The following is a 23,943-nucleotide window of genomic DNA, read 5'->3' as shown; positions in this document are numbered from 1 at the left end:
TGAACCCCCAGCTCGGGCTGGGGGCTAGGGGGTTCTGAGGACTAAGGGTCGCAGCAATCTCCCAAACTTGTATCGAACTTTGAGAATACCCATGAACGATAAACAACCCAACGACTATCACGATCAACTCATCGACCAAGCTCTTCGCGAAATCGTCGGTGGCGAAACGCCACCCGATTTGACGGAGCGAATTCTGGCGGCTGCTGATGCTAGGTCAACATTGGTGGAGTACGCGCTGTCTGCTCCTGAAGTGGAAAAACGCAGCAAGCGGGCGTGGTTCTCATTCGCAACGGCAGCTTGCTTGTTGATCGCGATGGGTGGTTTTCTATTCGTTTCCGCAAATGGAATCAATGCACTCAACAGAGGAGACGAAGTAGAGCAAGATCTATCTCAGGCGCAAGCTAAGATGAGCGAGATTCGAAAGCTGGAATCTGAGTCTGAAAATGGAGGCGTTGATGCAATTGAGGAGATGCGTGCCAATTGGAGTTTCCCCGGTAAGAATGGAAAGCTCTGGCCGGCCGATGCGTCTGGCGTACAAAAACCCACAGAGTCGGCTCCTGTATCCGTACCGTCGCAGACTGTGGGCTCGGAAAGTACCATCGATGAAGTTTACGTAGGAACAAAGCAACTTGGCGTCTCTGCTCAGCCATCGTCTAAATATCCCTACCAAATTGAGTTGGAAAACTTGCCATCGAATAGTTCCCCCAAACGAGCCCCTGGGCAGGGCAAGACTTTTAGCCCTCACTATGCACCTAGTAAAGGAATTGCTCTATCAGTCGCTCAAAAAATGGATCGTGAGTCCCTTAGATCGGATTCTTACGACGCAACCCTCGCTGAAATCAAAGCCCTTGAAGATAGCCCAAAAAATGAAAAGCAGCGAGTTCTTATCGAGTACCGCATGAGGCAGCAGGCGTTGGAAGAACAACTGAGGCAGCTAGGTGGTGTTGGACGAAACGTACAGGACCCCAAGCTCCAGAAGATTCGTAATGAGCTGATCGCCAATCAACGGAACAAAGAAGCAGCCTTGGCTGAGATAGACACTGTTCCGAGAGCGCGAATTGCAGCTCTACGTGAGCGACTTAAAGCCCAATCTCGCGACCGCTACACGCGCATCTACGAAAACCCCTTCATCGAAGCCAAAGATGAAGCAGCTCTCAGTACGTTTTCCATCGATGTCGATACGGCCAGCTACGCCAATACGCGGCAGTTTCTCATGCGCACGCGGCAGCTTCCACCACCGGATGCGGTGCGACTGGAAGAGCTGATCAACTACTTCGACTACGACTATACCGCTCCGACTGATGACACTCCATTTACCGCCCACGTAGAAGTGGCCGGGTGCCCTTGGAAGCCTGAGCATCGATTGGTTCGCATTGGCATTAAAGGGCGCGAGATTGAACGAGAGAAGCGCCCGCAATCGAATCTGGTGTTCCTGATCGACGTGTCAGGCTCGATGAACGATTCTGCCAAGCTGCCGCTGCTGGTGTCCGGCATGAAGTTGCTCACGCGGCAACTTGGCGAGAACGATCGCGTGGCGATTGTTGTTTACGCGAGTAGCGAAGGACTCGCGCTCCCCAGCACACGCGGCGATCAGCAGAAAACAATACTCGCAGCCCTGGGAAACTTACGAGCAGGCGGATCGACCGCCGGCGGTGCCGGTATTCAACTGGCTTACCAAGTTGCCAAAGAGAACTTCATCGAAGGGGGTACCAATCGCGTGATCCTCGCGACCGATGGCGATTTTAACGTGGGCACCACGAATACCGCAGACCTCGAACGCTTGGCAGAAGAGCAGGCCAAAGAGACGGGCGTGTTCCTGACGGTGCTTGGCTTTGGTCGTGGCAACCTGAACGATGCCATGATGGAATCGATCTCTGGCAAAGGCAACGGCAACTACTATTACGTCGATAACCAAACCGAAGCCCGCAAAGTGCTGGTCGAAGAAATGAGCGGCACACTCATGACGATAGCCAAGGATGTCAAGATTCAAGTCGAGTTCAACCCCGCGAAAGTGGCCGGGTATCGGCTACTCGGCTACGAGAATCGCATGCTTGAAGCAAAGGACTTCAATGACGACAAGAAGGACGCCGGCGAGATCGGCGCGGGGCACACGGTGACGGCGCTGTATGAGATTGTGCCTGCCGGACAAAGCATTACCTCGACTGATGTCGATGACCTGAAGTATCAAGAGAGCCCAGAGTCTAGAGACCAGAGACTAGAGGAAAATAAGGAGGACCTAGTTCCAAGCGAGGAACTGCTCACACTGAAGCTTCGCTACAAACAACCTGATGGCGACACGAGCACGAAGCTGGAATTCCCAATCACTGACGCGGGCGGTTCGTTTGCGGAAGCTTCAGACGACTTCAAGTTTGCCGCGTCAGTTGCCAGTTTTGGCATGGTACTAAGAAACTCCGAGCATCGCGGCGATACGAGCTACGCCGCTGTGCTAGAGATTGCTGAGAATGGTGCCGCGGAAGACAAGCACGGCTATCGGGCGGAGTTCCTAACGCTGGTACGTCGAGCGAAAGAGTTGGCGGGGGAATAAACTTGAACCACAAAGAGCACACATCAATCCCGCAAACAATGCATGTTCGCCATGCCGATGCCGCTTACAATGCTGCCGATGATGCCGACGAACCCTTGGTCGGTGCCGCAGATGAACAGGTTCTTCAAATGCGTTCGCCCATCAGCCTGTTTGTCGGGCGCACCGTAGACGGCGCCGTTGTCGTGGCCGGTGAATCTTACGATAGTGGTGGGCGTGAACATGTCCGTATCGACAACGCGATTTCGATAGTCGGGAATGAATCGCACGGCGGAGTCGGTGATCGCGTCGTACCAGCGTAGCTTCTCGAGCTTGTACTGTTCTTCGTCCAGGCCGTTCCAATAATCGAAATTCGCCAGTGCCGTGATCCGCACCGTTCCGCCCCCGTCGGGTCCTTCGAGTGGCTCGCCGTACTCAAAGTTATTGGGGCTACAAATCACGCCGCTGCGCAGATCACACGGCGTATCGGGCGGGGTCCAGGCAAACTGTTCGTTATCATTATAGAAAGTGATCGTGCGATCGTGCCCGAGCGTTTTTGGTTCGAGATCAATCGCAGCGATGGTTTCACAAAAGCTGAGCCGCCCTGGGGCGCGGCTGACCACGGGCTGTCCATCGTCGCAGAGTCGCATCGTCTCGCACCAACCGGCAGAGGAAAGGATGCGCCGTCCGGTGATTTCCTCACCGTTTTCCAGCACCACGGTCTTCACTTCGTCATCAGCCACCTTCATTTGCTTCACGCCGCAGCGAAGCTTCAATTCGCCACCGAGGCCGCGGAACTTGCGCACCAAATGCTTGAGGATCAAACGCACACCCGCCTGTGGTCGGCCAAGGCCCTCCATGAATATGCTACGAAACATGATCGAGAATTGCCCCCAGTCCATGTCGTGCTCGCGTGCCGAACCGTAGAACATCAACGGGCAGAAGAGCATTTCGATGAGTAGTGGTTCGTCGAGCAGTTCGGTGAGCCGCTCGCGGGCACTCATGGCGGCATGCGTATCATCCAGGTCATCGTAATCGACGATTTCGCTGATCAATTGTTCGAACTGATCGACCCGCTTGGGAAACTCGCGAGCCACTTCGCTACGCAGCAGATCGAGATTGTTATCAAATCTCAGACGATTGCCTGGGAAGACAATTTCAGAACCGACCTGGGGAGAGATCTCAAGATCGTCCCAGGACATGCGCAGCTGGCGCAGCAGCCGGGCGAGCGGTCCCTTGCGTGTGCCCTTGGGCGTGACGTTTGTGAGTGCATGCAGGCCCACATCGTAGTCGCGACCGCGCAGGCGATAGAAAGAGTTCAGCCCGCCGATGGTGTAGTGGCGCTCGAGGATGCAAACCTTCTGCTCATAGTGAGCCAGGCGAATCCCCGCCGCCAAGCCGCTCATTCCCGCACCGATGATGATCGTGTCGTACATGGTGTAGGGTCCGCTGTGCGGACGTGAAGCTCAGCTCGATCGTGTAGAACAAGAGCACTCGATGCCCAACTATTAGCATTGAATGGGCAATGACAATGTTTTGGTCCGCACAGCGGACCCTACACTAGACCCTTTCGATATCGCTCATATGCGGCTCGAGGTATTCGACCGTCGAGTTCATGCTCGCGAGGTTCACGTAGTCGTCCTCAGGAATCTGAATGCGATGGCGCTTCCGCAATTCCATCACGATGTCGAGAAAGTCCATGCTGTCGAGCTCCATTTGCTCGCGAAAGCTTTGCTCGTCCTTCAGATCGCTTAGATCTTCGTCCGGTGCGATGTCCTTGAGGATGTCGAGGACTTCTTCTCTGATTTCACTACGGTCCATGGCCGGGGGGGTTCTCCAAAATTACGTTCGATGCCGCTGAAGGCTAAGCCGCAAGCGGTTGGGGTTGATTTGAAAATTATATTTTTTTGATGATAGCGACCGAGTTGATCCCCAGCATACCAAAAGAGTTGTTGAGAATGTACTGGACATCGCCAACTTCTTGGGGCTGATTGAGGACCAGTCCATCAAGGTGGCACTGCTCGTCGAGGTGTTCGACGTTGATTGTCGCATGGCACACGCCGTCGTTGAAGGCGGGCAGGTTGCCGGCAAGCTCCAGCGAACCGGCCGCGCCCATGGCGTGGCCGATGAAACTCTTGGTGTTGTTGATCCGCGTTTTCTTTGCGTTGCCGAACACACTCCGCAGGGCGGTACACTCTTGAATGTCACCACTGGTGGTTGCTGTGGCATGCGTGCTGACGATGTCGATGTCCTCCGCATTCAGCCCCGCACGCTCGAGCGCAAGATTGATGCACTTGGATTGCTGCACGGGGTTGGGCATGACAAAGTCGCTGGCATCGCTATTCATGGCGTGGCCGACGAGCTCGCCATAGATTTTCGCGCCGCGTTTTGATGCGTCGCTGAAACGCTCCAAGGTGTAAAGACATCCCCCTTCGGACACCACGATTCCGTTTCGATCCATATCGAATGGTCGCGAAGCGCGCGTTGGGTCTTCATTCGCAGCGAGAGCCCCTTGGCTGGCGAATCCTGCGAAGATGCCGAACGTGCGAATGCTTTCCGAAACTCCCCCGGCGATTGCCACGTCGCACTCGTCGAGCAACAACATTTGGGCACCTTGAATGAGCCCCGCATTGCCCGCGGCACACGCGGCACCGATCGTGTAGTGCGGGCCTGTGATGCCCATGTTGAGCGTGATCTCGCCCGCCGGATTGTTGGCAACGGTGCGTGGGTTGTGATGGTGCGACCAAACCTTCGTGTCGTAGTCGAACGCCTTGATCTCGTTGATCTCGTTCTCGGTCTCGACGTTGCCGTGTTCCGTGACACCGACGTACACACCGACGCGACTGCGATCGAGCTTGTCCCACTCAAGCCCAGAGTCGACGATCGTCTCGTTCGCGCAGTAGATGCCCACGCTCCCGGCTCGCGTGCCGCGACGCACTTCGCGGCGTTTCTGGTAGCGAAGCTCGTCGTAGTCGCACTCCCCGGCCAGTGTGTCACCCACGTAGCGAATGTGATAGTTGTCTACGCCGCTACGGCCAGCCAGTAGCGCTTCACGATAATCGGCCAACGAATTACCGTTGGGACTCGTCAAACCAATACCGGTAATGACGATGCGCTGATCATCCTGGAGGCTACGAATCATAGTGGAGGGCGGAAAGTGGAAGACGGATAGATAGAGACGGATTGCTAAATAACTTGCCAGACGCGGTCAAAGGAGGCCTGCCGTCGACGACCTATTAGGGCGATTTGCCAAGGTTGGGCGAACGCTTAACAGTAGTGATTAAGGGCCCTTTAGGCAACCCGCTGAGTGCATAACTGGTGGGCATTCGCACTCGAATAGCAGGTCTTATTATACCGATTGACGAGACTACGACTCTGGGGTCGCGGGAGGTCCAAGCATTCAACCTAGGAGGTCCCAGCTGAAATCAGCGGGCGTATGGATTATACTTCGCGATGCGTGGCTGATTCTTGTCCTGCGACTTTTCCACAACTCCATCTAGCAAAAAAGCAATAGCGATATGAGCAACCTCCTCGGAATTGACATCGGCACTTCGGGCACCAAGGCTCTGGCGGTTTCCCCTAGCGGGAAGATTCTAGCCGAAGCGAGCACCGCGTACCCATGCGAGCACCCCAAGCCGTTGTGGAGCGAGCAGGACCCTGAACATTGGTGGAAAGCGACGCAGAAAGTCGTGAAAGCAGTCGTCAAGCAAGCCAAACTCAAGCCGGCTGATGTCGGCGCGATTGGCCTCTCGGGACAGATGCATGGCTCGGTATTTCTGGACAAGAAGAACCAAGTCATCCGCCCTGCCCTGCTGTGGAACGATCAACGTACTGCTGCGGAGTGCGATGAAATCGAAGAACGAGCTGGAGGGCGCAAGAAGCTCATCAAGATGGTTGCCAATCCGGCACTGACGGGGTTCACCGCTCCAAAAATCCTCTGGCTTCGCAATAACGAGCCGAAGAACTTTTCGAAGGTGACCAAGGTGTTGCTCCCCAAAGACTATGTCCGGCTGAGACTCACCGGCGAATTTGCTACCGAGGTGAGCGACGCTAGCGGCACATTACTGTTGGACGTGGTCAAGCGAAAATGGTCTAAACCGCTCCTCGGGAAGCTCGATCTCGATGCGGACTTGCTGCCGACTTGCGTGGAGAGTGAAGAAATTACTGGCACGCTCACGGAAGAAGCCGCCAAGAAACTGGGCCTGACGACCGCATGCAAAGTGGTTGGCGGCGCAGGCGACTGCGCAGCGGGAGCCGTGGGCAACGGCATTGTGAAGCCAGGCCTGCTGAGTACTTCGATAGGCACGAGCGGTGTAATGTTTGTGCACAGCGATCAGCCGGAGTACGATCCGGCCGGGCGCTTGCACACTTTTTGCCACGCGGTGCGTGGCAAGTGGCACATGATGGGCGTCACGCTTACCGCGGGCGGCGCGCTGAGTTGGTTTCAGGACGCCTTATGTCAGGGGTTAGGGGCCAAGGGTAAGAACGTGTCGTTCGATCAACTCGTAAGTGAGGCTGAGAAGACGTCCCTCGGGGCGGAAGGGCTTCAGTTCTTGCCGTACTTGGCGGGCGAACGCACACCGCACTTGGATGCGAACGCTCGCGGTGCACTCGTGGGGCTAACCCTTGCTCATGGGCGCGGGCATATCGTGCGTTCTATCCTCGAAGGCGTGACCTTTGCCCTGCGGGACAGTCTGGCGATCATGCAGGACTTGAATGTACCCGTGAAGGAAATCCGCGGCTCAGGTGGCGGCAGCAAGAACCCCTTCTGGCGACAAATGCAGGCCGACGTGTTTGGCAAGCCGGTGAGCACTATGACCGCCGACGAAGGCCCCGCTTACGGAGTCGCCTTACTCGCAGCCGTTGGTGCGGGCGAGTACAAGTCGATTGAAGAGGCGTGCAAGGCGACCGTCAAAACGGCAGAGAAAACGAAGACGAACGCGAAAGCCCGCAAGCAGTACGACCAGTTGTTCCCCGAGTTTCAAAGTCTGTACGGGGATCTCAAGCATCGGTTCGAGTGAATGTGCGAGACCTAATCGGCCAATTTATCGGCAGCTTCAAAGAGCTCTTTAACATCAATCGAGAATCCATCAAGCAGCACCGAAGTCGCTTGATCGCCAGACGTAAAGCGGCATTGCTCTGCGTATTGGTCGCCGACTAACTTATTGACGGTGACAACTCGGTCTTGGTAATCAACGATCCAGTACTCAGCAATTCCTGCAGCCGCATACTCTGCAAGCTTCTCCTCGTAGTCGCGTTTGCGATCTTTGGGATCGTCGCTCACTATTTCCACTGCTAAGTCGATGCCGTCCCAGTCGCGGTTATGCCGTAAGTTGAAGTTATCTTTACTGAGGAACACCACATCGGGTCGCCTAGTCTTCCCGGGAAGTGTTCGCACACGAATGCCTGAAAATCGCACTTTTCCTAGTTGCCTATCGGTTACGAAGGCTTTGAGTGCCTCGTAAAGAAGCTCAAGGAGTTCTTCGTGAATCTCAGTAGGCATTTCCAGGAACTCCAACCGGCCATCAACAAATTCAACACGTGCGTTTGTAGAATCGGTAAGCGAAAGATACTCTTCCTCACTCCAGTAACCTTGCTGGGGAAAGAGTGTCGCTACCTCCCAAGCATAGTCGGGGGCATGTTGGAGGTTGGAGGGGACGATGCTCATGACTTCACCTTCTTACAAACAGGCAATACGCAAGATTGGGAGCTAGATTGCATTATAGCATCCGATATTGCAACTTCCACATAGAGGACGCGATTAAGCCACCGGTGCCGTATCGGTCGAGTGCGCCAATTCGTGCTCACGCTGTGCCAGCAACTTCTTTTGGTAACGGCCCTGCACCACGTCGATGACCACGAGGATGGCGATCACGAAGTAGAACGTCGTTTTGGCCATCGCTTCCACCTCGTAGCCGAACAACTTCAGATGCGCGAGATGCCCTCCCTCGGAGATCAGCATCACCCCAACGATGAATAGAATGAACAGGCCGAGCACTTCGTACATGCGGTTCTTCCGGAGGAAGTCGGAAACATGGTCGGCCAGCCATACCATCATGATACCGCTGATGACGATCGCCACTGCCATGATGACGAACACTTCGGTCAGAGCAAGGGCGCTGAGGATTGAGTCGAAGGAGAAGATCAGGTTCATGATCACGATCGTAGTCACCACGCTGACTACCGACTTGGGTTTCTGCTTCCCATGCCCTTCCAAGTGCTCGACCGCCAGCATGTGCATGATCTCTCGCAAGGCGGTGTAGAGGATAAAAATGCCCCCGATGAGTTCGATGATTGCATGGAGAGTAGCCTCGAATTCAAGGATGCCCTCCCAATGCAAGCCAAAAAGTGGCTCCGCGACAAGTTTCAGCACCTTCATCACCACGAATAGCAGTACTAGCCGTAGAGCCACTGCTAACAGGATGCCCCACTTACGCACGCTCGCCTGGCTCTCAACTGGGGCACGCTTGGACTCTATCGAAATGTAGAGCAAGTTGTCAAAACCCAGTACCGCCTGCAGCAGGATGAGCATGAAGAGGGTGAAGAGACTTTCGATCGTGAAGACACCGTCGAGAGTGAAAAGTTCCATAGCGAAATCAATCCGTTGGTTAGATTTATTTTGTCCGGAAGCAACTGTTCGCGGGGCTGTCATACCCCCGCTGGTTGGCTTAATGTAAAGGGATGAGGCAAATTGAGCAACAAAACTTGCAGCACCATCACTTGAAACCTCACCGCGGGGCACGGTACTTCGAGCTAGCGCTGATTTTTCTCCTTTTCTTTACCCTTGGCGGTGCCCCTGCGCCTCATGTGAACGAAACCCAGTATCTGGCCAAGGCGAAACACTACTGGGACGCCAGCTATTGTCCGGGCGATTCGTTTCTCGATACGGCTGACGCCCATCTGGTTTTCTACTGGACCGTGGGCTGGCTCACGCGGATATTCTCACTCGAAACCACCGCCTGGGTCGGCCGTATCGCTGCCTGGCTGCTACTTGCTTTCGGGTGGCAGCGGCTGGCTTGGCAGATTGCGCCATCGCGTTGGGCAGCGCCGCTTGCTGCTGCCCTGTTCCCGGCACTGATTTACTGGGGGAACTTCGCCGGTGAGTGGGTCATCGGCGGTATCGAAGGGAAGTGCTTCGCCTACGGATTCTTCCTGCTCGGCATGACGGCAATGGTCCAGAGCCGCTGGACTGCCACGTGGATTTGGCTGGGAGTTGCCTCGGCCTTTCACCCGCTGGTTGGCGGTTGGGCCGTATTGGGAAGCTTGTTTGTTCTGCTCACCGTTGAGCGAGCAGCGCGACCTAGCTTCCGCGAGGCAAGCATTGGGCTCTGCTTGGGCGGACTGTTGGCCTTGCCCGGTTTGGTGCCGACCCTGCTCCTCAACTCCGGCACGCCAACTGCGGAGCAGCACGAAGCGGCGCGGATCTATGTGTTTGAACGACTGCCCCACCACTTGGCGATGCTGGAACTCGATCCGAAAGAACTCTCGTGGAAAGCCATGCGTTTTTCTTGGTTGCTCGCAGCAATGCTCGGAGTGTGGCTGGCTGTGAATCGCGGCAAGGACGAAACGAAGGGTGACATAGTCAACGGAAAGGAAGGCGTAACTCAGAGAGAAGGGCTGCGATGCTTAGTCGTGTTCGCGGCATTCTCGGTCGGGATGAGTCTTGTAGGAGCGGGGCTGGAACTCCTGCTGCGTAATCAGCCCGACCAAGGTGCCAGCCTCTTGCGTTACTACTGGTTCCGACAAGCAGATGTTGCCGTGCCGCTGGCAACTGCCATGGGAGTTGCATTGCTCGCAGGACAATTGTCGAGGAGGATCGCCGACGAGTCGCCGGCCCGTAGCTCCCCGAGTTGGTTATCGAGTTGCGTTGTGCTGGCGGCAATGTTCACCGCGGGGTGGCATCTGGTGGGTTCGGTTGGTGACCGTTGGAAGAACCCGAAACCGCCTGGCGCTAGGCAGATGGCAACCTTAGAAGATTGGCAAGACGCCTGCGATTGGATTCGCGAAGAGACGCCTCCCGATGCAATTTTCCTGGTTGATCGCCAGGCTCAATCTTTCAAGTGGTACGCAGCGCGCGGAGATGTGGCAAACTGGAAGGACATCCCGCAAGATGCCGTGGGAATTATTGACTGGTACGCACGCTGTCGCAATGTTTACAATCCGGGCGGCAGCGAGCGCGCTGTCGGCACGCTGGCCAACCAAGCGCGCCACCGCATCCCGACATTGGCGAGGGACCACCGTGCAACTCACGCCATCACACGCAATTCGCCTAATCTTCGATTGCCCGTGGTCTACGAAAACGCAACCTATGCGGTCTACAAACTAGACCGTTAGCATCAGCAAGAAATGAATACAAAGCGATGTCTGAAGAACCAAACCAACCAGCGATCAAAGCCGTCACCTTCGATCTCGACGGCCTAATGTTCAACACCGAAGACGTCTACCAAGAGGTAGGCGTGACGGTCCTCGCGCGACGGGGGAAAGAATTCACTGAGGAATTACGCAACCAAATGATGGGTCGCAAAGCGCCCGATGCCTTGCAGCGAATGATCGACTACCACGAATTGCCAGACACCACCGACCAGCTGGCCGAAGAATCCGCAGAGGTCTTCGGCTCGCTTCTCGAAGAAAAGCTCCAGCCGATGCCCGGCCTGCTCGATTTGCTTTCCTCGCTAGAGAAGGCGCAGATCCCCAAGGGCATTGCCACTAGTAGCGGCCGCGTGTTTGTGGAGCACATCCTCCGGCTCACTGACCTGCGAGAACGGTTCGAATTCATCCTGACTGCCGAAGACATCACCCACGGCAAGCCGGCACCCGACGTTTACTTGCTAGCAGCAGAGCGACACGGCGTGAAACCCACAGAGATGCTGGTTCTCGAGGACAGCGAGATCGGTTGTCGAGCCGCCATTGCCGCTCACGCTTTCTGCGTTGCCGTACCGAGCGAGCATAGTAGCACGCATACCTTCGACGGCGTGAAGTTCATGGCCGAGTCGCTAGCAGACGATCGGATATTCGCGGCGCTATCGCTCACCTGAGAATGCTAGCAGGCGGCATGACTGCTTGCGTCTTGAGAGCCGGTTTCAGTGAATTGTGGGCCTCAAGATTGCCGATAATTGTAGGGACTACCCGCATCTGGCTCGCGGTTCGTCGCTACTTTTCATCACTACTTTTAATGATGGGCGTTGGTTTTCACAACGAATGCCGTGGTCAAAAGGTTCTAGGATGGCTCACACCGTGACGCATCGGATTTCTTGCTTGCTGCTAATCCTGGCCGCTAGTGGCGGATGCCGCGCGTGTAGCGACTGCTACGACTACGGTTCGCCCGTCGCACCGGGGCCTTACTCTTCAACACGTGGCAGAGCCGGCTCGGCGTTTGCTGGCGGTTCTCAGCAGAATGCAGGGGAAGTTCACGTGCTGGAAGCTTCTCATGAAGAACTGGAAGTTTCTCACGAAAAAACAGTTCCTGAGGTCACAGGCACTCCGCTCAATTACGATTTGCAAATTGAGCCGGTCACATTCCAGACGTTCGCAAAAAATGCAGCAGCCATGCGGTCAGAGATTTCGGCTAAGCCACAAGTGGCTGCTGAACCGTTGCCAGTGACTCCTGCTGAGCCGGCCATTCCTAACGAACCAACCGTTACCAAGCTGCCGCCGCTTTTCAGCAAGTAGCTCGGTGGCTAGGTAGCTCGGTGCATCGGGCCTGAGTAGAACCGCGGCACACTCACAATTCCAACAGATCGTGAGAGTTTCGTCGGAGGGGCCACTCCCTCTTAAGTTGCCCGAAGGGCCGCAGTACACGCCTGCGCTGCAGCATCACGGCACTGCTGGCGAACATGCCCAGTAGTAGGGTACCCGGCACGGGAATTTACACACCTAGCAGGCGAGTACCGACATGAAGTTCGCCCGTTTTGGCTCCCCTTTTTGGGCAAAGCGATGCAGATCACTGCCTTCAGCCTGAGTGAAACAGGGCTACATTTCATGCCGCTGAAAGGTCTGGAATGACTCTATGGCAGGGGATTCCCCCTACTCAGCCAACATGGCCGAGCTACTATTTTGCGAAGAGCTAATTCCCTCAAGAATTTCCGGCGGAGTTTCTCTTCTCGCGGGATTATCATAGTAGAACGACCAACGCACTCATCCCGGGGAACTACCCGTTGCCGCCCTCAGACACTACCGCTGTAACCGATGCGCTTTTGCTGGCGCGTTTCGTGCAAACGTGCGACGAGCAGGCATTTCGAGAGTTGGTCGAGCGACATAGCCGGTTGGTGTTTGGGGTTTGCACGCGGGTGCTCGGCCATCGGCAAGATGCCGAAGAGGCTTTTCAGGCAACGTTCTTGGTACTCACTCAAAAAGCGGATCAATTGGAAGTCGCCGGTACCATTGGCCCGTGGTTGTACGGCGTTGCGTATCGCGTGGCAGTTCGTGCGGCGCAGCGGCGGACTCGTCGCAGAGAAAGTTCACTCCCGGGGGATGTCATGGCGAGGAGCCTCACCGTTGGCGACGACATGCTCGACCATCTGGCCGACAAGCATTGGCGAGCGGTGCTCGACGAAGAACTCAACCGGCTGCCCAAGAAATATCGCGAGCCCTTGGTTTTGCAGTACTTGCTGGGCAAGAAGAACCCCGAGATCGCCTTCGAGCTGGGGCTCACGATTCGCACTGTCGAAGGACGTCAGCGGCGGGGTAAAGAACGCCTGCGCCGTCGGCTCGCACTACGAAAAGTGAGCCTGCCGTTGGCGGTGGCGACAAAGTCCGCGGCAAGCAAAGTGATCGAAGCAGCCCCGTTGAAAGCACTCATTGATACCACAGTTCAGGCCAGTATTTCACTGGCTAGCGGCAAGGAAGCTGCGGCCCTTTCTCAGGGTACCCTCTCGCAAAAAGCGCTCACACTCTCACGCCCCGAGGTCATTGCTATGAATCTCTCGCTCGCACCCGCTGCCGTTCTAGCCACTGTGATTCTTGTCGCTGGTGCTGCGTACGGTATTACCAAGAACGAAGCCGGCACTGGCAAGCAGCATGCCGATGCACTACCTTTGACTGAAGAGGTTTCAAACGACCAGTCACCCAAGAGCAAGACGCTGCGTGACTTTGCCGTGCAGCTCGCGGTCGCGTCGCCCAGCGAAACAACGATCTTCACAGCACACAAAGGGCAGGCCTCAGCTGCCTCTTCAGACTACTTACCGAAGACGAAAAGCCCTTACGAAGCAAGAATCTACCAAGCTCTGACGCGTGAACAACATTCGCCGTTGGAGTACCGGGATGCTCCACTCGACCAAGTCATTCAAGCGATTGGCGAGGAGTACGACATTCAGATCGTCTTCGATATGCAGGCACTCGAAGCACTCGCCATAAATCCAGAAACAGAGATCACCATTAGGCTGAGTAGTCTGCCATTGAAGTCGGCGCTTAAGTTGTTGCTAAGAGAAGTGGAAGACCTCACCTACATCGTCAGGGACGATGTACTGGTGATTACTAGTAAGGATGAAGCCAATGCACATCTCGAAACACGCATCTACAATACGGGTGAGTTCAAGATAGATGTGGAGGCCCTCAGCACAACCCTGCAAGAAACCGTACGTTCCGATGCTTGGCAAAAAAACGGCACCGGCGAAGGGGTGATCTCGCAACTCAACAGCAACTTGCTGGCCATTTCTCAGACGCAAGCAGTCCACGAAGAAATCGCTGCGTTCCTGACGGAGTTGCAGCAGCATGTGAAGGAGGAGAGTGGCGCTGGCAGTTTCTAGCGGCTATCGGCGGCATGCCGGCGATTGAAGATCGCCGGGTCGAACTCATCGCGAACCGTTTGTTGCGACTGAGGCTCTTGCTCGGAAGCAGTGACATTATTATTTGTGGTCCCATTCTCCGCGGTGTCGGCCTGTACCGAGCTGTCCGAACCAACGACGCTTTGGGACCAATCATGCAGTAGTTCAAGCTGGTGTCTCGTCATCGGCTTTGAGGGCTTTTCAAGTCCAGGCTGAGCGTGTTTGCTTGCCCCGTGGGCGTTGCTGGCAAGTTGCAACAGCGGGCTCTTCTCTAAATCTTGTCGGTCGAGCTGTGCCACGACTGATGCGAAGTTTTGCTGAATGAGTCGCGCATCGCCTGTGCCGTTCAATGCAGAGCGATCTAGCTGAAACCCCTGGCTAGGCGTCCCGGTCGAAGAGTGGCAACCGCTTGTTGAGCAGCCTTGCACTAGCATGGGTTGAATGCTGCGCACGAATTCGCGGCGCGATTCTAGAGAGAACTCCTCCGTTGCAGTAACCTTGGCGACCTCTTGGTGTGTCGCGAGCGCAATCGGAGCAGACCTAGGTTCCTTAGCTACCCGCTTCACTGGTTTTGTCTCGCTAGATTTCTTCAGCTCCAACAAGCCTTCCAAGCGTCGGAGTTCCCGATGCTGCGAGTCAAGACGACGCGCCGCTTGGAGTTGCTCGGCAGCTTCCGCCAGCAAGCCTTGGCGGAGGCACCAATCGGCCCCGGCCAGGTGTTTCCGCGGAGTCGTTTGTAGCTCCTGCGGACAGCGGGCTTGGTAGGCCTCAGCGAGCGTCCGATAGAAGCTATCAACCCGCTCAGCCCTTACTTCCATGAGCGAGTGGTCGGCTTGCGATATCCGATACCACTGGCCCGATCGCTGCACCTTGCCACTTAGAACGCTGCCATTGTTGAGCACCAGCAGCCCCTCAATTCCTGCTGCCACCGCCGGCTTGTCCGCAAACAGAGTTGGTTCCGTGGCACCCATCAACGGGCAGGCTGTCAGCCCTACCGCCAGTAGGAGTAGCAAGCAGGGCAAGCGGGCAGAGCATTCGGATTTTGAGGGCAACATGGCTAGGGAGTGTAGGAATGCCCTACCGGGTGTACAAGCCTAGTCGGGGCAAGTCGGGCCGGGGCAAGCCTAGAAGCGGTGCCTTCGGCCAGATATACTGCTGGCATGTCGCCGGATGCCCCAAAAACAGACAGCCCTCAGCGACAGAGACTCCAGCGGAGAGAGCTGTTCTACTCGGGACGAGTCCAAGGAGTTGGTTTCAGGTACACCGTGAGCTTGCTCGCCGGTGGGCTGCCCGTGACCGGCTACGTCGAGAATCTGCCCGATGGCCGCGTTCACCTGATCGCGGACGGCAACCCAGAAGTACTCGACCAGCTGATTTCCGCCATCGCGGAGAGAATGGCTGGTAATATAGAAAAGACGGAATCAAGCATCCAGAAGGTGGCTCCCAGTGCGGCAGAGCGATTTGCCGATTTCACAATCCGGCGCTAGCAGATTGCCTACTTCTGCTTCGAAACAGCAGATCGAAACCACAGACCAAAAACCCAACAAGACCTCAATAAGATAAGACATGTCGAACCTTCCGATTTGGTTAACGCCCATCTGGCTCATCGCAACCGGCGTTACCGTTGGCGCACTGATTCTATTGCTCGTATGGCTGGTACTCCGTGCGGTGAACCGTCCCGCGGGACGGGCCGTTTCGCAAGCCCTCGGGGAAGGCGTGCTGCTACCGCTCTCCTACTTCGTCGCAGGCCTCGCGTTGCTAGCAGTACTCGCGACGCCGACCATGCCTTGGAAAGAGGCTATCGAGTCGCTGAAACGGTTGCCTTCTGTTTCCACCGTCGAGAAAACCATCACCGTCGAGGAAGGCTCAGAGCAGGAGCTTCCACTTGTGTTCAAGTCGAGCGAGTTGCAATCCTACTCGTTTGATAGCGAGCAAGAGATCGTAGTGAACCTTGAGGCCGGCAAAGGGTACGCAGATCCACTGCTCACTGTCGAAGCCCAAACTCCCTATAAATGGTCGCCCGGCGGGATGCGCTCACGCGAGTTCGAGGGGGACATCGAGAAGATTTTTCTCGTCAACGAAAGCGATCAGCCAACTCAGGTGACGATGCAGTTCGAGCGCGATGTCGAAATGCCCGAGGTGCGAGTCATCCTCTATTCCGCCCTCGCGATCATGGGGCTGGTGACGGTCTACTTTCTCATCCGCTGGCTTGCGCCGCAGGTATCGGTCATCGCCTCAGCGACCAGCAAGGAAACGATCAACCAGCCGATCTTTTTGCTGCTCTTGGTCGGGGCGGCAACGCTGCTGTTTGTGTACGTGTGGATTCCTTACAACACATTCGGCGAAGATGTGAAGATGGTGAAAACCACCGGCATGACGACCATCAAGGTGTTTGCCATCCTGATGGCACTGTGGACTGCTAGCGTGACGATCGCCGATGAAATCGAAGGGCGCACCGCGCTAACGGTACTCTCCAAGCCCGTCGGTCGCCGGCAGTTTGTCATCGGCAAGTTCCTGGGCATCGCGTGGCCGATCGCCCTAATGTTCCTCATCCTGGGCATTTTCTTCGTGGGGTTAGTTTCCTTCAAAGTGGTGTACGACGCGCGAGAATCCTCCAAGGCGGTGCCAATCTGGCAAGATTGCTATCGCGAAGTCATTCAAATCCTGCCGGGACTGCTGCTGGCATTTTACGAAGCGGTCATTATGGCCGCCATTAGCGTGGCGGTGTCCACGCGGCTGCCGATGATCCCCAACCTGGTGATCTGCGGCTCGATCTATGTGCTGGGCCACTTGGCCGCTCTGATCGTCAATTCCAGCGTGGGCGACATTGTGTACGTGAGATTCATCGGCCAGTTGCTGGCGGTGATCCTACCGGTGCTCGACCACTTCGAAATCGAAGGTGCCATCGCGGGCTCATCGACTGCGCCCGGGATCTATCTACTCTACGCCGCGGGGTACAGTTTGCTGTACTGCGTAGTGGCGATGCTGCTGGCGCTGATTTTGTTTGAAGATCGCGACTTGGCGTAGGACGAGGGAATAGGGGTTAGGGAATAGGGGGAAGGACCCGATAAAACAGCCGCGAAGCGGCGAAAGTAAATAGCCAGGGACGTGAGTCCCTGGTTGTGAGAGCCCCAACTCGATAGCCCCGGAGGGGGCGACACTACCATAGCCCCAGGCAAGGCCCAGCGAGCGACAGCGAGTTGGGACGCAGCCTGGGTTACATAGTCACATCAAAAGGCGGCCGAGCAAGTCCTGTTGCCTATGAGGAAACGTGACCGAGGTCGCAATGGGAGATGGTAGCCCGGCTTTCGGAGCACCATTTGGATATCGAGGAACTAAATGTAGATGAACAGCTGGCCAATCGATATTCGTAATCGGATTGCGCAATGCTTTCCAGAAAAGTCGGATATTGTTGTAACTAAGCTCGATAAGATCCCACCGAACTTGCGCGACCGACCTCGAATCGCCCGCTGCATTCTACAACTTGCCAATGGTGACTTCGAGAAACTCGATAACTTGCTTATCGCAGCTTGCAGCGACTACCGGGACGTCATTTGGTGGGCGGAGTATGATCATCCTCTGAATCCTGACACCCGCCTTCGTAATCTAGGCAATCCGTTTGAGACAATCTAATATTGAAAACTCTGCCGCCCCTCCGGGGCTTTTGGGCGCGTCGTATAGGCAACCAGGGACTCACGTCCCTGGCTATTGACTGTCGGCCCTTCGGGCCTGAGGTGCCGTACTTCGCCGCTTTACCCAGCTTGGCGATAGATCACCGTATCCTCAACATCTTCGGTCGCCGCTTCAAACGAGCCGGCAATCGGCAATGGCAAGGCTGGCATGGCGAGCGGGCCGATGCGGCCTCCTTCGGTGCCGTCCCAGGCGTGCTCGGCAACTTGGTCGAGAATCATCGACGCCACGGCGACCGCGTCGCGGCCGTCGGCTCCGGTCACTCTTGGTGCTTCCCCAGAAGTGATGGCTCCGGCGAAGTCTCGTAGCTCTTCGACAATCGCGTTGCACTCGGGAGCTTCAACCGGCTCTTTCACGAGCAATTCCTCAAAGAGGTTTTGATGAAGCTGCTGTTTTTCTTGCGGCGAATAATCTGCGCCGTTGAATTCACGCCGCAGGATACCTTCGGTCGGATCAACGATCGTAGCACTTCTGGTGGCGAAGTCGATCGACGCGAAACCACGCGAGGTGAATACCTGCATCGTGCGTTGCGGTTGGTAGCTCACACGAGAGGCAGTCAAGTTGGCAACGGCACCACAAGCAAATTGCAAGCGGGCGTTGACCATGTCTTCGTGATCGCCCATCACGGAGATGCCCAGGGCTTCCGTCTTCACGACGGGCGAGCGCACCAACGCCAAGGCGGCATCAATGTCGTGAATCATCAGGTCTAGCACCACGCCTACGTCTGTGGAGCGGAACGTGTAGCTGCTCTGACGACTGGCTTGGATGAACTTAGGGTCGCTCAGGCGTTGCTGTGCAGCTTCGTAAGCAGGGTTGAAGCGTTCTACATGACCGACCTGCAGTATAAGCTGATTGGCCTTGGCGAGTTGAACGAGTTCTTCAGATTCGCTAGCAGTCGGGGCCAGAGGCTTCTCGACTAACGTATGGATTCCGCCGCGCAGTAGATCGCCGGCGACTTCGCGGTGCGTGAATGTGGGTGTAGCCACGACAGCGGCATCAACTTCGCCGAACAAGTCTCGATAGTCGGCCAGCGGCTTCGCACCAGTTTCTTTGGAACTCGTTTCGCGGTTTTCTTCAAACGGGTCAACCACCGCTACGAGCTCGACTTCTTCGAGGTCCGCAGCAAGTCGCGCGTGGATGCGTCCCAAATGGCCAACGCCGACGACGGCTAGGCGTAATTTGTTAGTGAGTTTGCTAGTCATGCGGCTCTCCTTGATTCCCGACCGCGGCCGTGTTTGCCTTCTTGCTGACCGGATATGAAGCCGAGCAACTTTTCTACTTCGGGCGTGCTCTGGTTCTTGCCACGGAGGATTTCCGTGGCGTGATCCAGTCCTACTTTCGAACGGTACAGCAATCGATGAGCGGCTGAGAGGCTGTCGATGGCCTGCTTCGAGAAATTGTTTCGTTTGAGTGCCACGATGTTAATACAACGCGGTCGGGCAGGGATGCCCTCGCACAGCATGTAGGGTGGCACGTCGTGCAGGGCACGGCTCAAGCCACCGATGAAGCTGTAGCTGCCGATGCTCACGAAGTGATGCACGGCACAGGCTCCAGAGATTGAAGCGTAGTCGTCGACATGCACATGACCGGCAAGTAGCGAGCCATTGGCGATGATGATATGACTACCCAGCTTGCAATCGTGGGCCACATGACTGTTGCCCATCAGGAAGTTATGATTCCCTAGGCGAGTGATCCCGTCTTCTTTTTCGCTACCGCGATTGATGGTGACACCTTCACGCAACAAGTTGCCATCGCCAATAATGACCGAAGTCTCGGCACCTTGGTAACTAATGTCTTGGGGTTCCGCGCCGACAACGACATTCGGATAGAGAACATTGTTCTCGCCGAGCGTGACGTCGCCCATGAGCGTAACGTTGTTCAGCAGACGCGTGCCGCGACCAATCTTCGCTCCGGCACCAATCGTGCAGAACGGTCCGATTTCTACCTCGTCGTCGAGCTCGGCACGGGGGTCGACCCACGCGTTGGCTGCGATGCTGGTTGCCATGATTAAGCTTCTTTTCTGACAGCAGGGGTCGCTCTTGTGGTAAGAGTCGGTACCTGGGGTGCGTCGTTAGGCGGAAATCTTCAACGGAGTTTTTTCGAGTGCGAAACGTTCGACTAAAAGACTCGCCAACGCGGAGTTCAAGCGGTGGCTACTGCGGTAGGCAACAATGTGCCCGGTAATGTCGCAACCCGTGAGTGCTAGGTCTCCGAGGACGTCCAACGCTTTGTGCCGGGCGCACTCGTTGGCAAAACGCAACGGATTATCGATTGGACCTTGCTCGTCATACACCAATAAGTCTTGCGGCGTGACGCGCGTGCCCAGGCCTTGGCGGGTGAGTTGTTCGGCTTCACTGGCGAGAATAAACGTGCGGCAGGGGGCCAGTTCGTATTGAAAGCGTTCCGGTGTGACCACGCAGAACACCGATTGGCGCCCAATGCGAGGATTGTGCGGGTAGTCGAGCTGAAACTCGATGCTCAGCTCCTCATCCTCACTGGGGTGCGCTTCGATCCAGCATTCGCCATCAGAGATTCTGATCGATTCGGTAACCACCAGCTGACGGGCAGGTGCGGCTTGCGCCACGACCCCAGACTCTTGTAATGCTTCGACAAAAGGTAACGCGGAGCCATCGCAACCGGGCATCTCAGGCCGATCAACCCAAACTTCGCAGTTGTCGATATGCAGCCCAGCCAGAGCGGCGAGCACGTGCTCGACCATTTCTACTTGGGCATGATTCCACTTTAGATTCGTGCGACGCGGAACTTCCGCTCGCAAGTCCGTACGCGCGGGGATGCGAGCGTCCGCTCCGAGATCTTGCCGGACGAACGTGATTCCTGAGTTCGGCGGTGCAGGCCGAAACTCGACGGTGATGTCTTCACCGCTCCAGTAACCAAAGCCGTGAACGGCCGAAGGTCTGGCAATCGTATTTTGACAGCGAGCTGCAATCATCTAAGAAGGGTCCAACTACTTTTTCCAGTGTCTTGATAACTCGGCTAGATCACTCTTTCAGACAACTCGCATGACGATACCTCGACGGTCGTTGAAGACCGTCGAGGCACGTCGGGCGAATTCGTCAACGCATCGACTAACGCGCACTCGTGGTACGGCGAGCCGTGGGAGCAATCGCTCCACCACCGGCTTGCAAGCCGGCAAGGATATCTGGCGTGATGTCGATATAGTTCTGGTGCACAATCGGTTGACTGATCGCACGCAGCACGTCATCGCGTTTAGTGGGATCGATCTGATTGCCGTTCCAGCGGAACACTAAGCCGATGTTGTTAGCCTCAGCATAGGACTTCACCGCGTTGTTCACTTCCAGGTAGGTCTGGTAGTAGACCTTGGCTTCTCTTTCGAGGAAGTCACGACGGATGCCGCCCGCCTTGATGTTGAAGTCCGCCTTGGAGCGTGCTAGTTCTTCATCGAGGCGTTTGAAGGTGTCGGTACCAGGCTTGCTGGCATCACGTTGTTCCTGCTGCTGTTGAATGCGTTCGCGATCAGACTTGAGCAGGCCTTCCGCGGTTTCCATTTCTTTCTTCATGCCTTCCATCTGCTGCGTGAAGCGAGGGTATTCCTTGAAGACGTAGCTGACGTCAACCACGGCAACGCCGAACTGCTTTGCCTTGGCACCAGCTGGGTTCTGGGCAAATACACTGGAAACTTGAGATGCGACGAGGCCGCATACGAGGGTAGAGAGCAATAGCGTTCTCACGTCAGCACTCCTTGCTGAAAATGGCCATCCATGACCGGTGTGATGGGGACCCGTCCAACAGAGGACAGCACACCCCAAAAAAACTACGGGCGGGGGCGTTGGGTCGAATTCGGGGCGTATTGTGCCGAGTCGACACTCGTGCGTAAAGAGCAGTTCGAAAGTTGGTGGGAAATGGTGGGTTTTCCTAGTAATAGCCAGTCAAGATGCGGCGGCGGCTAAGCCGTGAGCGGTCGGGTTGGCCCAATCGGAGCAATCGGAGCGTGAATCGCATTAATTAGGGGCCCCCGGTACGAATGGCCCTCGTCCAGGGGTACCCTATCTTCCATGGGAGCCGTAAGATTAGGTAATTGAGGGAATTATCAGTGGCACTATGTCCCAGCGCTGCCAGAGGGCATTGTCGACAGATCGCCTATTCCCGCCAATCTTGTCTGCTCTAAAGGCTCTTCAGTTGTGGCTTCTTTGTTTGTCATTCAGGGACGCGATCAAGGTACGCGATTCCCTCTGGAAGACCCCGTCTATATCATTGGACGAACGCACAGTAACGCTGTGCGTCTGCACGATACGGAGGTTTCCCGCGAACACGCCGAGCTTTCCACGAGCGGCAACACCTATTTGTTGCGCGATCTGGGTAGCTCCAACGGCACATTCGTAAATGGCCGGCTGATTACCGAGCATCGGCTCGTAAGCGGCGATCAGGTGCAAGTCGGACGTTCGTTGCTGCTGTTTACCGGCCTGATGGAGGGTAGTGCGGAAGATCTTTCCGATCAGATCGACATCTTGCCCCGGGTTGACGACGACGGCTCTCGCATTGTTGCCTCGCTGAGCCAATCGGGCGGAAGCGAATGGCTGATGCCGGGCGCGAGTGAATCTTCCGACCCTTGGTTGGCCAACGCGCGAAGCAATCTGCAGATTATGTATCGCACGGCTCTTGCCGTGAGCCATACGATGGATATCGAGCAGCTACTCAATCGCATCATGGAGATGATTTTCGATTGGGTCGATGCCGACCGCGGTTGTGTCATGCTGAAAGATTTCGAAACAGGCAAGCTCTCTCCTAAAGTGCGCCGTCAGCGGCGCGGCGTGCGAGACACCGACAAGCTCACGATTAGTAAGACGATTCTCGACTACGTTACCGAGCACAATGAGGGTGTGCTCACCAGTAACGCTCGCGAAGACGAGCGCTGGGACCCAGCACAGAGCATCGTGAGCCAGGGCGTGCGAGAAGCGATTTGCGTGCCCATGCAGGGGCGATACCACACGATGGGCGTCATTTATATTGATACATCCATTTCCCCACAACGCATGCTGCTCAACCAAGGTAAGTCTCCCCAATTTACCGAAGAGCATCTGCGACTGATGATCGCCATTGCGCACCAAGCAGCACTCGCCGTAGAGGATACGTCCTACTACAAAGCACTCGTGCAGGCAGAACGCCTAGCAGCGGTTGGTCAAACAATCGCGTCACTCTCGCATCACATCAAAAACATTCTGCAAGGCGTGCGCGGCGGCAGTTACTTGATTGAACTAGGGCTGCAGGATCACGACAAGGTAAACGGGCAGCCCGGCGAAGAAGAGTCCGCTACCAAAGCGGTGGATACCATTCGCAAAGGCTGGGCGATTGTTGAACGCAATCAAGATCGCATATCTGCCTTGGTGCTAGACATGCTCACCTTCAGCAAAGAACGTAAGCCCGAACCACAACCGAGCAGCCTCAACGAAGTGGTAGATGAGGTCGTGGAACTGATGACCACCCATGCCCAGGATCAGAATACGAAACTCGATTGGCAACCCGCAGCCAATATGCCGACACTGATGTTCGACCCCGATGGTATTCATCGAGCGGTACTCAACATCTTGACCAACGCCATTGACGCTTGTGAGGAAGCTGAGGAGGGCAAGGTCACGATCCAAACGAAATATTCTGCTGAGGACTCTACCGCTGAGGTCGTTGTCAGCGACAACGGTGCCGGAATCGACCCCGAGGAGCTAGAGAACATTTTCACGGTGTTCGTTTCTCACAAGGGCGGCCGCGGCACGGGGTTAGGTTTGCCAGTGAGCCAGAAAATCCTCAAAGAACATGGTGGCGATATTTTGGTGGAGAGCCAACCGGGTCAAGGCAGCACCTTCACGCTGCAGTTCCCTGCGAGCACAGTGCAGGCCGAGCCCCCACAGGAAGATCTTCCAATTCAACCGCGCGTTACTGAGTCAACCGAGCCGGAAGACTTGGTGAACGACTCTTCGTTGCATTGAGCGGGCAAAA

20 protein-coding genes are annotated in these 23,943 nt (G+C 56.0%); 10 read left to right on the top strand and 10 right to left on the bottom strand.

The genetic code is table 11. The annotated features are described in order from the left end of the window. Positions 1 to 91 precede the first annotated feature (91 nt). Entirely contained in the window at positions 92 to 2,545 is a 2,454-nt protein-coding gene (locus tag HG15A2_RS08290) for a vWA domain-containing protein (RefSeq protein ID WP_145059627.1), read from the top strand. Between the two features lie 23 nt (positions 2,546 to 2,568). On the opposite strand, the gene HG15A2_RS08285 is transcribed toward HG15A2_RS08290, so the two are convergent. From HG15A2_RS08285 to HG15A2_RS08275, 3 genes are all read right to left on the bottom strand, one after another. Beyond that, entirely contained in the window at positions 2,569 to 3,957 is a 1,389-nt protein-coding gene (locus HG15A2_RS08285) for a phytoene desaturase family protein (RefSeq protein WP_145059625.1), read from the bottom strand. Between the two features lie 124 nt (positions 3,958 to 4,081). After that, positions 4,082 to 4,342, bottom strand: a complete 261-nt coding sequence (locus tag HG15A2_RS08280; protein WP_145059623.1) for an acyl carrier protein — start codon at positions 4,340 to 4,342, stop codon at positions 4,082 to 4,084. A gap of 76 nt (positions 4,343 to 4,418) precedes the next feature. Next, positions 4,419 to 5,663, bottom strand: a complete 1,245-nt coding sequence (locus HG15A2_RS08275) for a beta-ketoacyl-[acyl-carrier-protein] synthase family protein (RefSeq protein ID WP_145059621.1) — start codon at positions 5,661 to 5,663, stop codon at positions 4,419 to 4,421. Positions 5,664 to 6,039: 376 nt separating this feature from the next. On the opposite strand from HG15A2_RS08275, the gene xylB reads away from it, so the two are divergent. Next, the gene (xylB, locus tag HG15A2_RS08270; protein ID WP_145059619.1) at positions 6,040 to 7,542 is read left to right on the top strand and encodes a xylulokinase; all 1,503 of its coding nucleotides are present in this window, start codon (positions 6,040 to 6,042) and stop codon (positions 7,540 to 7,542) included. 11 nt (positions 7,543 to 7,553) lie between these two features. Here the strand turns inward: xylB and HG15A2_RS08265 are convergent, their stop codons facing one another. Both HG15A2_RS08265 and HG15A2_RS08260 read right to left on the bottom strand, forming a co-directional pair. Then, positions 7,554 to 8,189, bottom strand: coding sequence for a Uma2 family endonuclease (locus HG15A2_RS08265; protein WP_145059617.1), 636 nt, complete (start codon positions 8,187 to 8,189; stop codon positions 7,554 to 7,556). Positions 8,190 to 8,282: 93 nt separating this feature from the next. Continuing rightward, positions 8,283 to 9,110 (bottom strand): TerC family protein, encoded by an 828-nt coding sequence (locus tag HG15A2_RS08260; protein WP_145059615.1) that lies wholly within the window; start codon positions 9,108 to 9,110, stop codon positions 8,283 to 8,285. Between the two features lie 131 nt (positions 9,111 to 9,241). On the opposite strand from HG15A2_RS08260, the gene HG15A2_RS08255 reads away from it, so the two are divergent. The 4 genes from HG15A2_RS08255 (at position 9,242) to HG15A2_RS08240 (ending at position 14,265) form a co-directional block, all read left to right on the top strand. Continuing rightward, a complete protein-coding gene (locus tag HG15A2_RS08255) occupies positions 9,242 to 10,855 on the top strand; it encodes a DUF6798 domain-containing protein (protein WP_145059613.1) in 1,614 nt (537 codons plus the stop codon). A gap of 26 nt (positions 10,856 to 10,881) precedes the next feature. Beyond that, the gene (locus tag HG15A2_RS08250) at positions 10,882 to 11,556 is read left to right on the top strand and encodes an HAD family hydrolase (RefSeq protein ID WP_145059611.1); all 675 of its coding nucleotides are present in this window, start codon (positions 10,882 to 10,884) and stop codon (positions 11,554 to 11,556) included. A gap of 187 nt (positions 11,557 to 11,743) precedes the next feature. Then, entirely contained in the window at positions 11,744 to 12,190 is a 447-nt protein-coding gene (locus HG15A2_RS08245; protein ID WP_145059609.1) for a hypothetical protein, read from the top strand. Between the two features lie 485 nt (positions 12,191 to 12,675). Further along, positions 12,676 to 14,265 carry a sigma-70 family RNA polymerase sigma factor gene (locus HG15A2_RS08240; protein WP_218932413.1) on the top strand — a complete coding sequence of 530 codons (1,590 nt, stop codon included), beginning with the start codon at positions 12,676 to 12,678 and terminating at the stop codon, positions 14,263 to 14,265. Here HG15A2_RS08240 and HG15A2_RS08235 read toward each other — a convergent pair. Next, positions 14,262 to 15,338 carry a hypothetical protein gene (locus tag HG15A2_RS08235; RefSeq protein WP_145059605.1) on the bottom strand — a complete coding sequence of 359 codons (1,077 nt, stop codon included), beginning with the start codon at positions 15,336 to 15,338 and terminating at the stop codon, positions 14,262 to 14,264. The genes HG15A2_RS08240 and HG15A2_RS08235 overlap by 4 nt on opposite strands. A 105-nt stretch (positions 15,339 to 15,443) precedes the next feature. On the opposite strand from HG15A2_RS08235, the gene HG15A2_RS08230 reads away from it, so the two are divergent. From HG15A2_RS08230 to HG15A2_RS08220, 3 genes are all read left to right on the top strand, one after another. After that, positions 15,444 to 15,770: an acylphosphatase gene (locus HG15A2_RS08230; protein ID WP_145059603.1), complete on the top strand. Its 327-nt coding sequence runs from the start codon at positions 15,444 to 15,446 to the stop codon at positions 15,768 to 15,770. A 79-nt stretch (positions 15,771 to 15,849) separates the two neighbouring features. Further along, positions 15,850 to 17,310 (top strand): ABC transporter permease subunit, encoded by a 1,461-nt coding sequence (locus tag HG15A2_RS08225; RefSeq protein WP_145059601.1) that lies wholly within the window; start codon positions 15,850 to 15,852, stop codon positions 17,308 to 17,310. Between the two features lie 318 nt (positions 17,311 to 17,628). Then, positions 17,629 to 17,916 (top strand): hypothetical protein, encoded by a 288-nt coding sequence (locus HG15A2_RS08220; RefSeq protein WP_145059599.1) that lies wholly within the window; start codon positions 17,629 to 17,631, stop codon positions 17,914 to 17,916. A gap of 119 nt (positions 17,917 to 18,035) precedes the next feature. Here the strand turns inward: HG15A2_RS08220 and HG15A2_RS08215 are convergent, their stop codons facing one another. The 4 genes from HG15A2_RS08215 to HG15A2_RS08200 form a co-directional block, all read right to left on the bottom strand. Beyond that, entirely contained in the window at positions 18,036 to 19,175 is a 1,140-nt protein-coding gene (locus tag HG15A2_RS08215) for a Gfo/Idh/MocA family protein (protein ID WP_145059597.1), read from the bottom strand. Then, entirely contained in the window at positions 19,172 to 19,978 is an 807-nt protein-coding gene (gene lpxA, locus HG15A2_RS08210; RefSeq protein ID WP_145059595.1) for an acyl-ACP--UDP-N-acetylglucosamine O-acyltransferase, read from the bottom strand. Before lpxA ends, HG15A2_RS08215 begins: the two co-directional genes overlap by 4 nt. Before the next feature lie 66 nt (positions 19,979 to 20,044). After that, on the bottom strand, positions 20,045 to 20,923 hold the full coding sequence (lpxC, locus tag HG15A2_RS08205) for a UDP-3-O-acyl-N-acetylglucosamine deacetylase (protein ID WP_145059593.1): 879 nt from the start codon (positions 20,921 to 20,923) through the stop codon (positions 20,045 to 20,047). Positions 20,924 to 21,059: 136 nt separating this feature from the next. Next, on the bottom strand, positions 21,060 to 21,683 hold the full coding sequence (locus HG15A2_RS08200; RefSeq protein WP_218932412.1) for an OmpH family outer membrane protein: 624 nt from the start codon (positions 21,681 to 21,683) through the stop codon (positions 21,060 to 21,062). A 450-nt stretch (positions 21,684 to 22,133) separates the two neighbouring features. On the opposite strand from HG15A2_RS08200, the gene HG15A2_RS08195 reads away from it, so the two are divergent. Further along, on the top strand, positions 22,134 to 23,933 hold the full coding sequence (locus tag HG15A2_RS08195) for an ATP-binding protein (protein WP_145059589.1): 1,800 nt from the start codon (positions 22,134 to 22,136) through the stop codon (positions 23,931 to 23,933). Positions 23,934 to 23,943 lie beyond the last annotated feature (10 nt).

The organism is Adhaeretor mobilis (genome assembly GCF_007741515.1).
Classification (GTDB): Bacteria; Planctomycetota; Planctomycetia; order Pirellulales; family Lacipirellulaceae; genus Adhaeretor; species Adhaeretor mobilis.
This window is presented reverse-complemented; position numbering and strand designations above follow the sequence as displayed.

Bases quoted from the DNA above. Each gene is read 5' to 3' on its own strand.
- HG15A2_RS08290 (WP_145059627.1), top strand. From the start codon at position 92: ATGAACGATAAACAACCCAACGACTATCACGATCAACTCATCGACCAA.
- HG15A2_RS08285 (WP_145059625.1), bottom strand. From the start codon at position 3,957: ATGTACGACACGATCATCATCGGTGCGGGAATGAGCGGCTTGGCGGCG.
- HG15A2_RS08280 (WP_145059623.1), bottom strand. From the start codon at position 4,342: ATGGACCGTAGTGAAATCAGAGAAGAAGTCCTCGACATCCTCAAGGAC.
- HG15A2_RS08275 (WP_145059621.1), bottom strand. From the start codon at position 5,663: ATGATTCGTAGCCTCCAGGATGATCAGCGCATCGTCATTACCGGTATT.
- xylB (WP_145059619.1), top strand. From the start codon at position 6,040: ATGAGCAACCTCCTCGGAATTGACATCGGCACTTCGGGCACCAAGGCT.
- HG15A2_RS08265 (WP_145059617.1), bottom strand. From the start codon at position 8,189: ATGAGCATCGTCCCCTCCAACCTCCAACATGCCCCCGACTATGCTTGG.
- HG15A2_RS08260 (WP_145059615.1), bottom strand. From the start codon at position 9,110: ATGGAACTTTTCACTCTCGACGGTGTCTTCACGATCGAAAGTCTCTTC.
- HG15A2_RS08250 (WP_145059611.1), top strand. From the start codon at position 10,882: ATGTCTGAAGAACCAAACCAACCAGCGATCAAAGCCGTCACCTTCGAT.
- HG15A2_RS08245 (WP_145059609.1), top strand. From the start codon at position 11,744: ATGGCTCACACCGTGACGCATCGGATTTCTTGCTTGCTGCTAATCCTG.
- HG15A2_RS08235 (WP_145059605.1), bottom strand. From the start codon at position 15,338: ATGTTGCCCTCAAAATCCGAATGCTCTGCCCGCTTGCCCTGCTTGCTA.
- HG15A2_RS08230 (WP_145059603.1), top strand. From the start codon at position 15,444: ATGTCGCCGGATGCCCCAAAAACAGACAGCCCTCAGCGACAGAGACTC.
- HG15A2_RS08225 (WP_145059601.1), top strand. From the start codon at position 15,850: ATGTCGAACCTTCCGATTTGGTTAACGCCCATCTGGCTCATCGCAACC.
- HG15A2_RS08220 (WP_145059599.1), top strand. From the start codon at position 17,629: ATGAACAGCTGGCCAATCGATATTCGTAATCGGATTGCGCAATGCTTT.
- HG15A2_RS08215 (WP_145059597.1), bottom strand. From the start codon at position 19,175: ATGACTAGCAAACTCACTAACAAATTACGCCTAGCCGTCGTCGGCGTT.
- lpxA (WP_145059595.1), bottom strand. From the start codon at position 19,978: ATGGCAACCAGCATCGCAGCCAACGCGTGGGTCGACCCCCGTGCCGAG.
- lpxC (WP_145059593.1), bottom strand. From the start codon at position 20,923: ATGATTGCAGCTCGCTGTCAAAATACGATTGCCAGACCTTCGGCCGTT.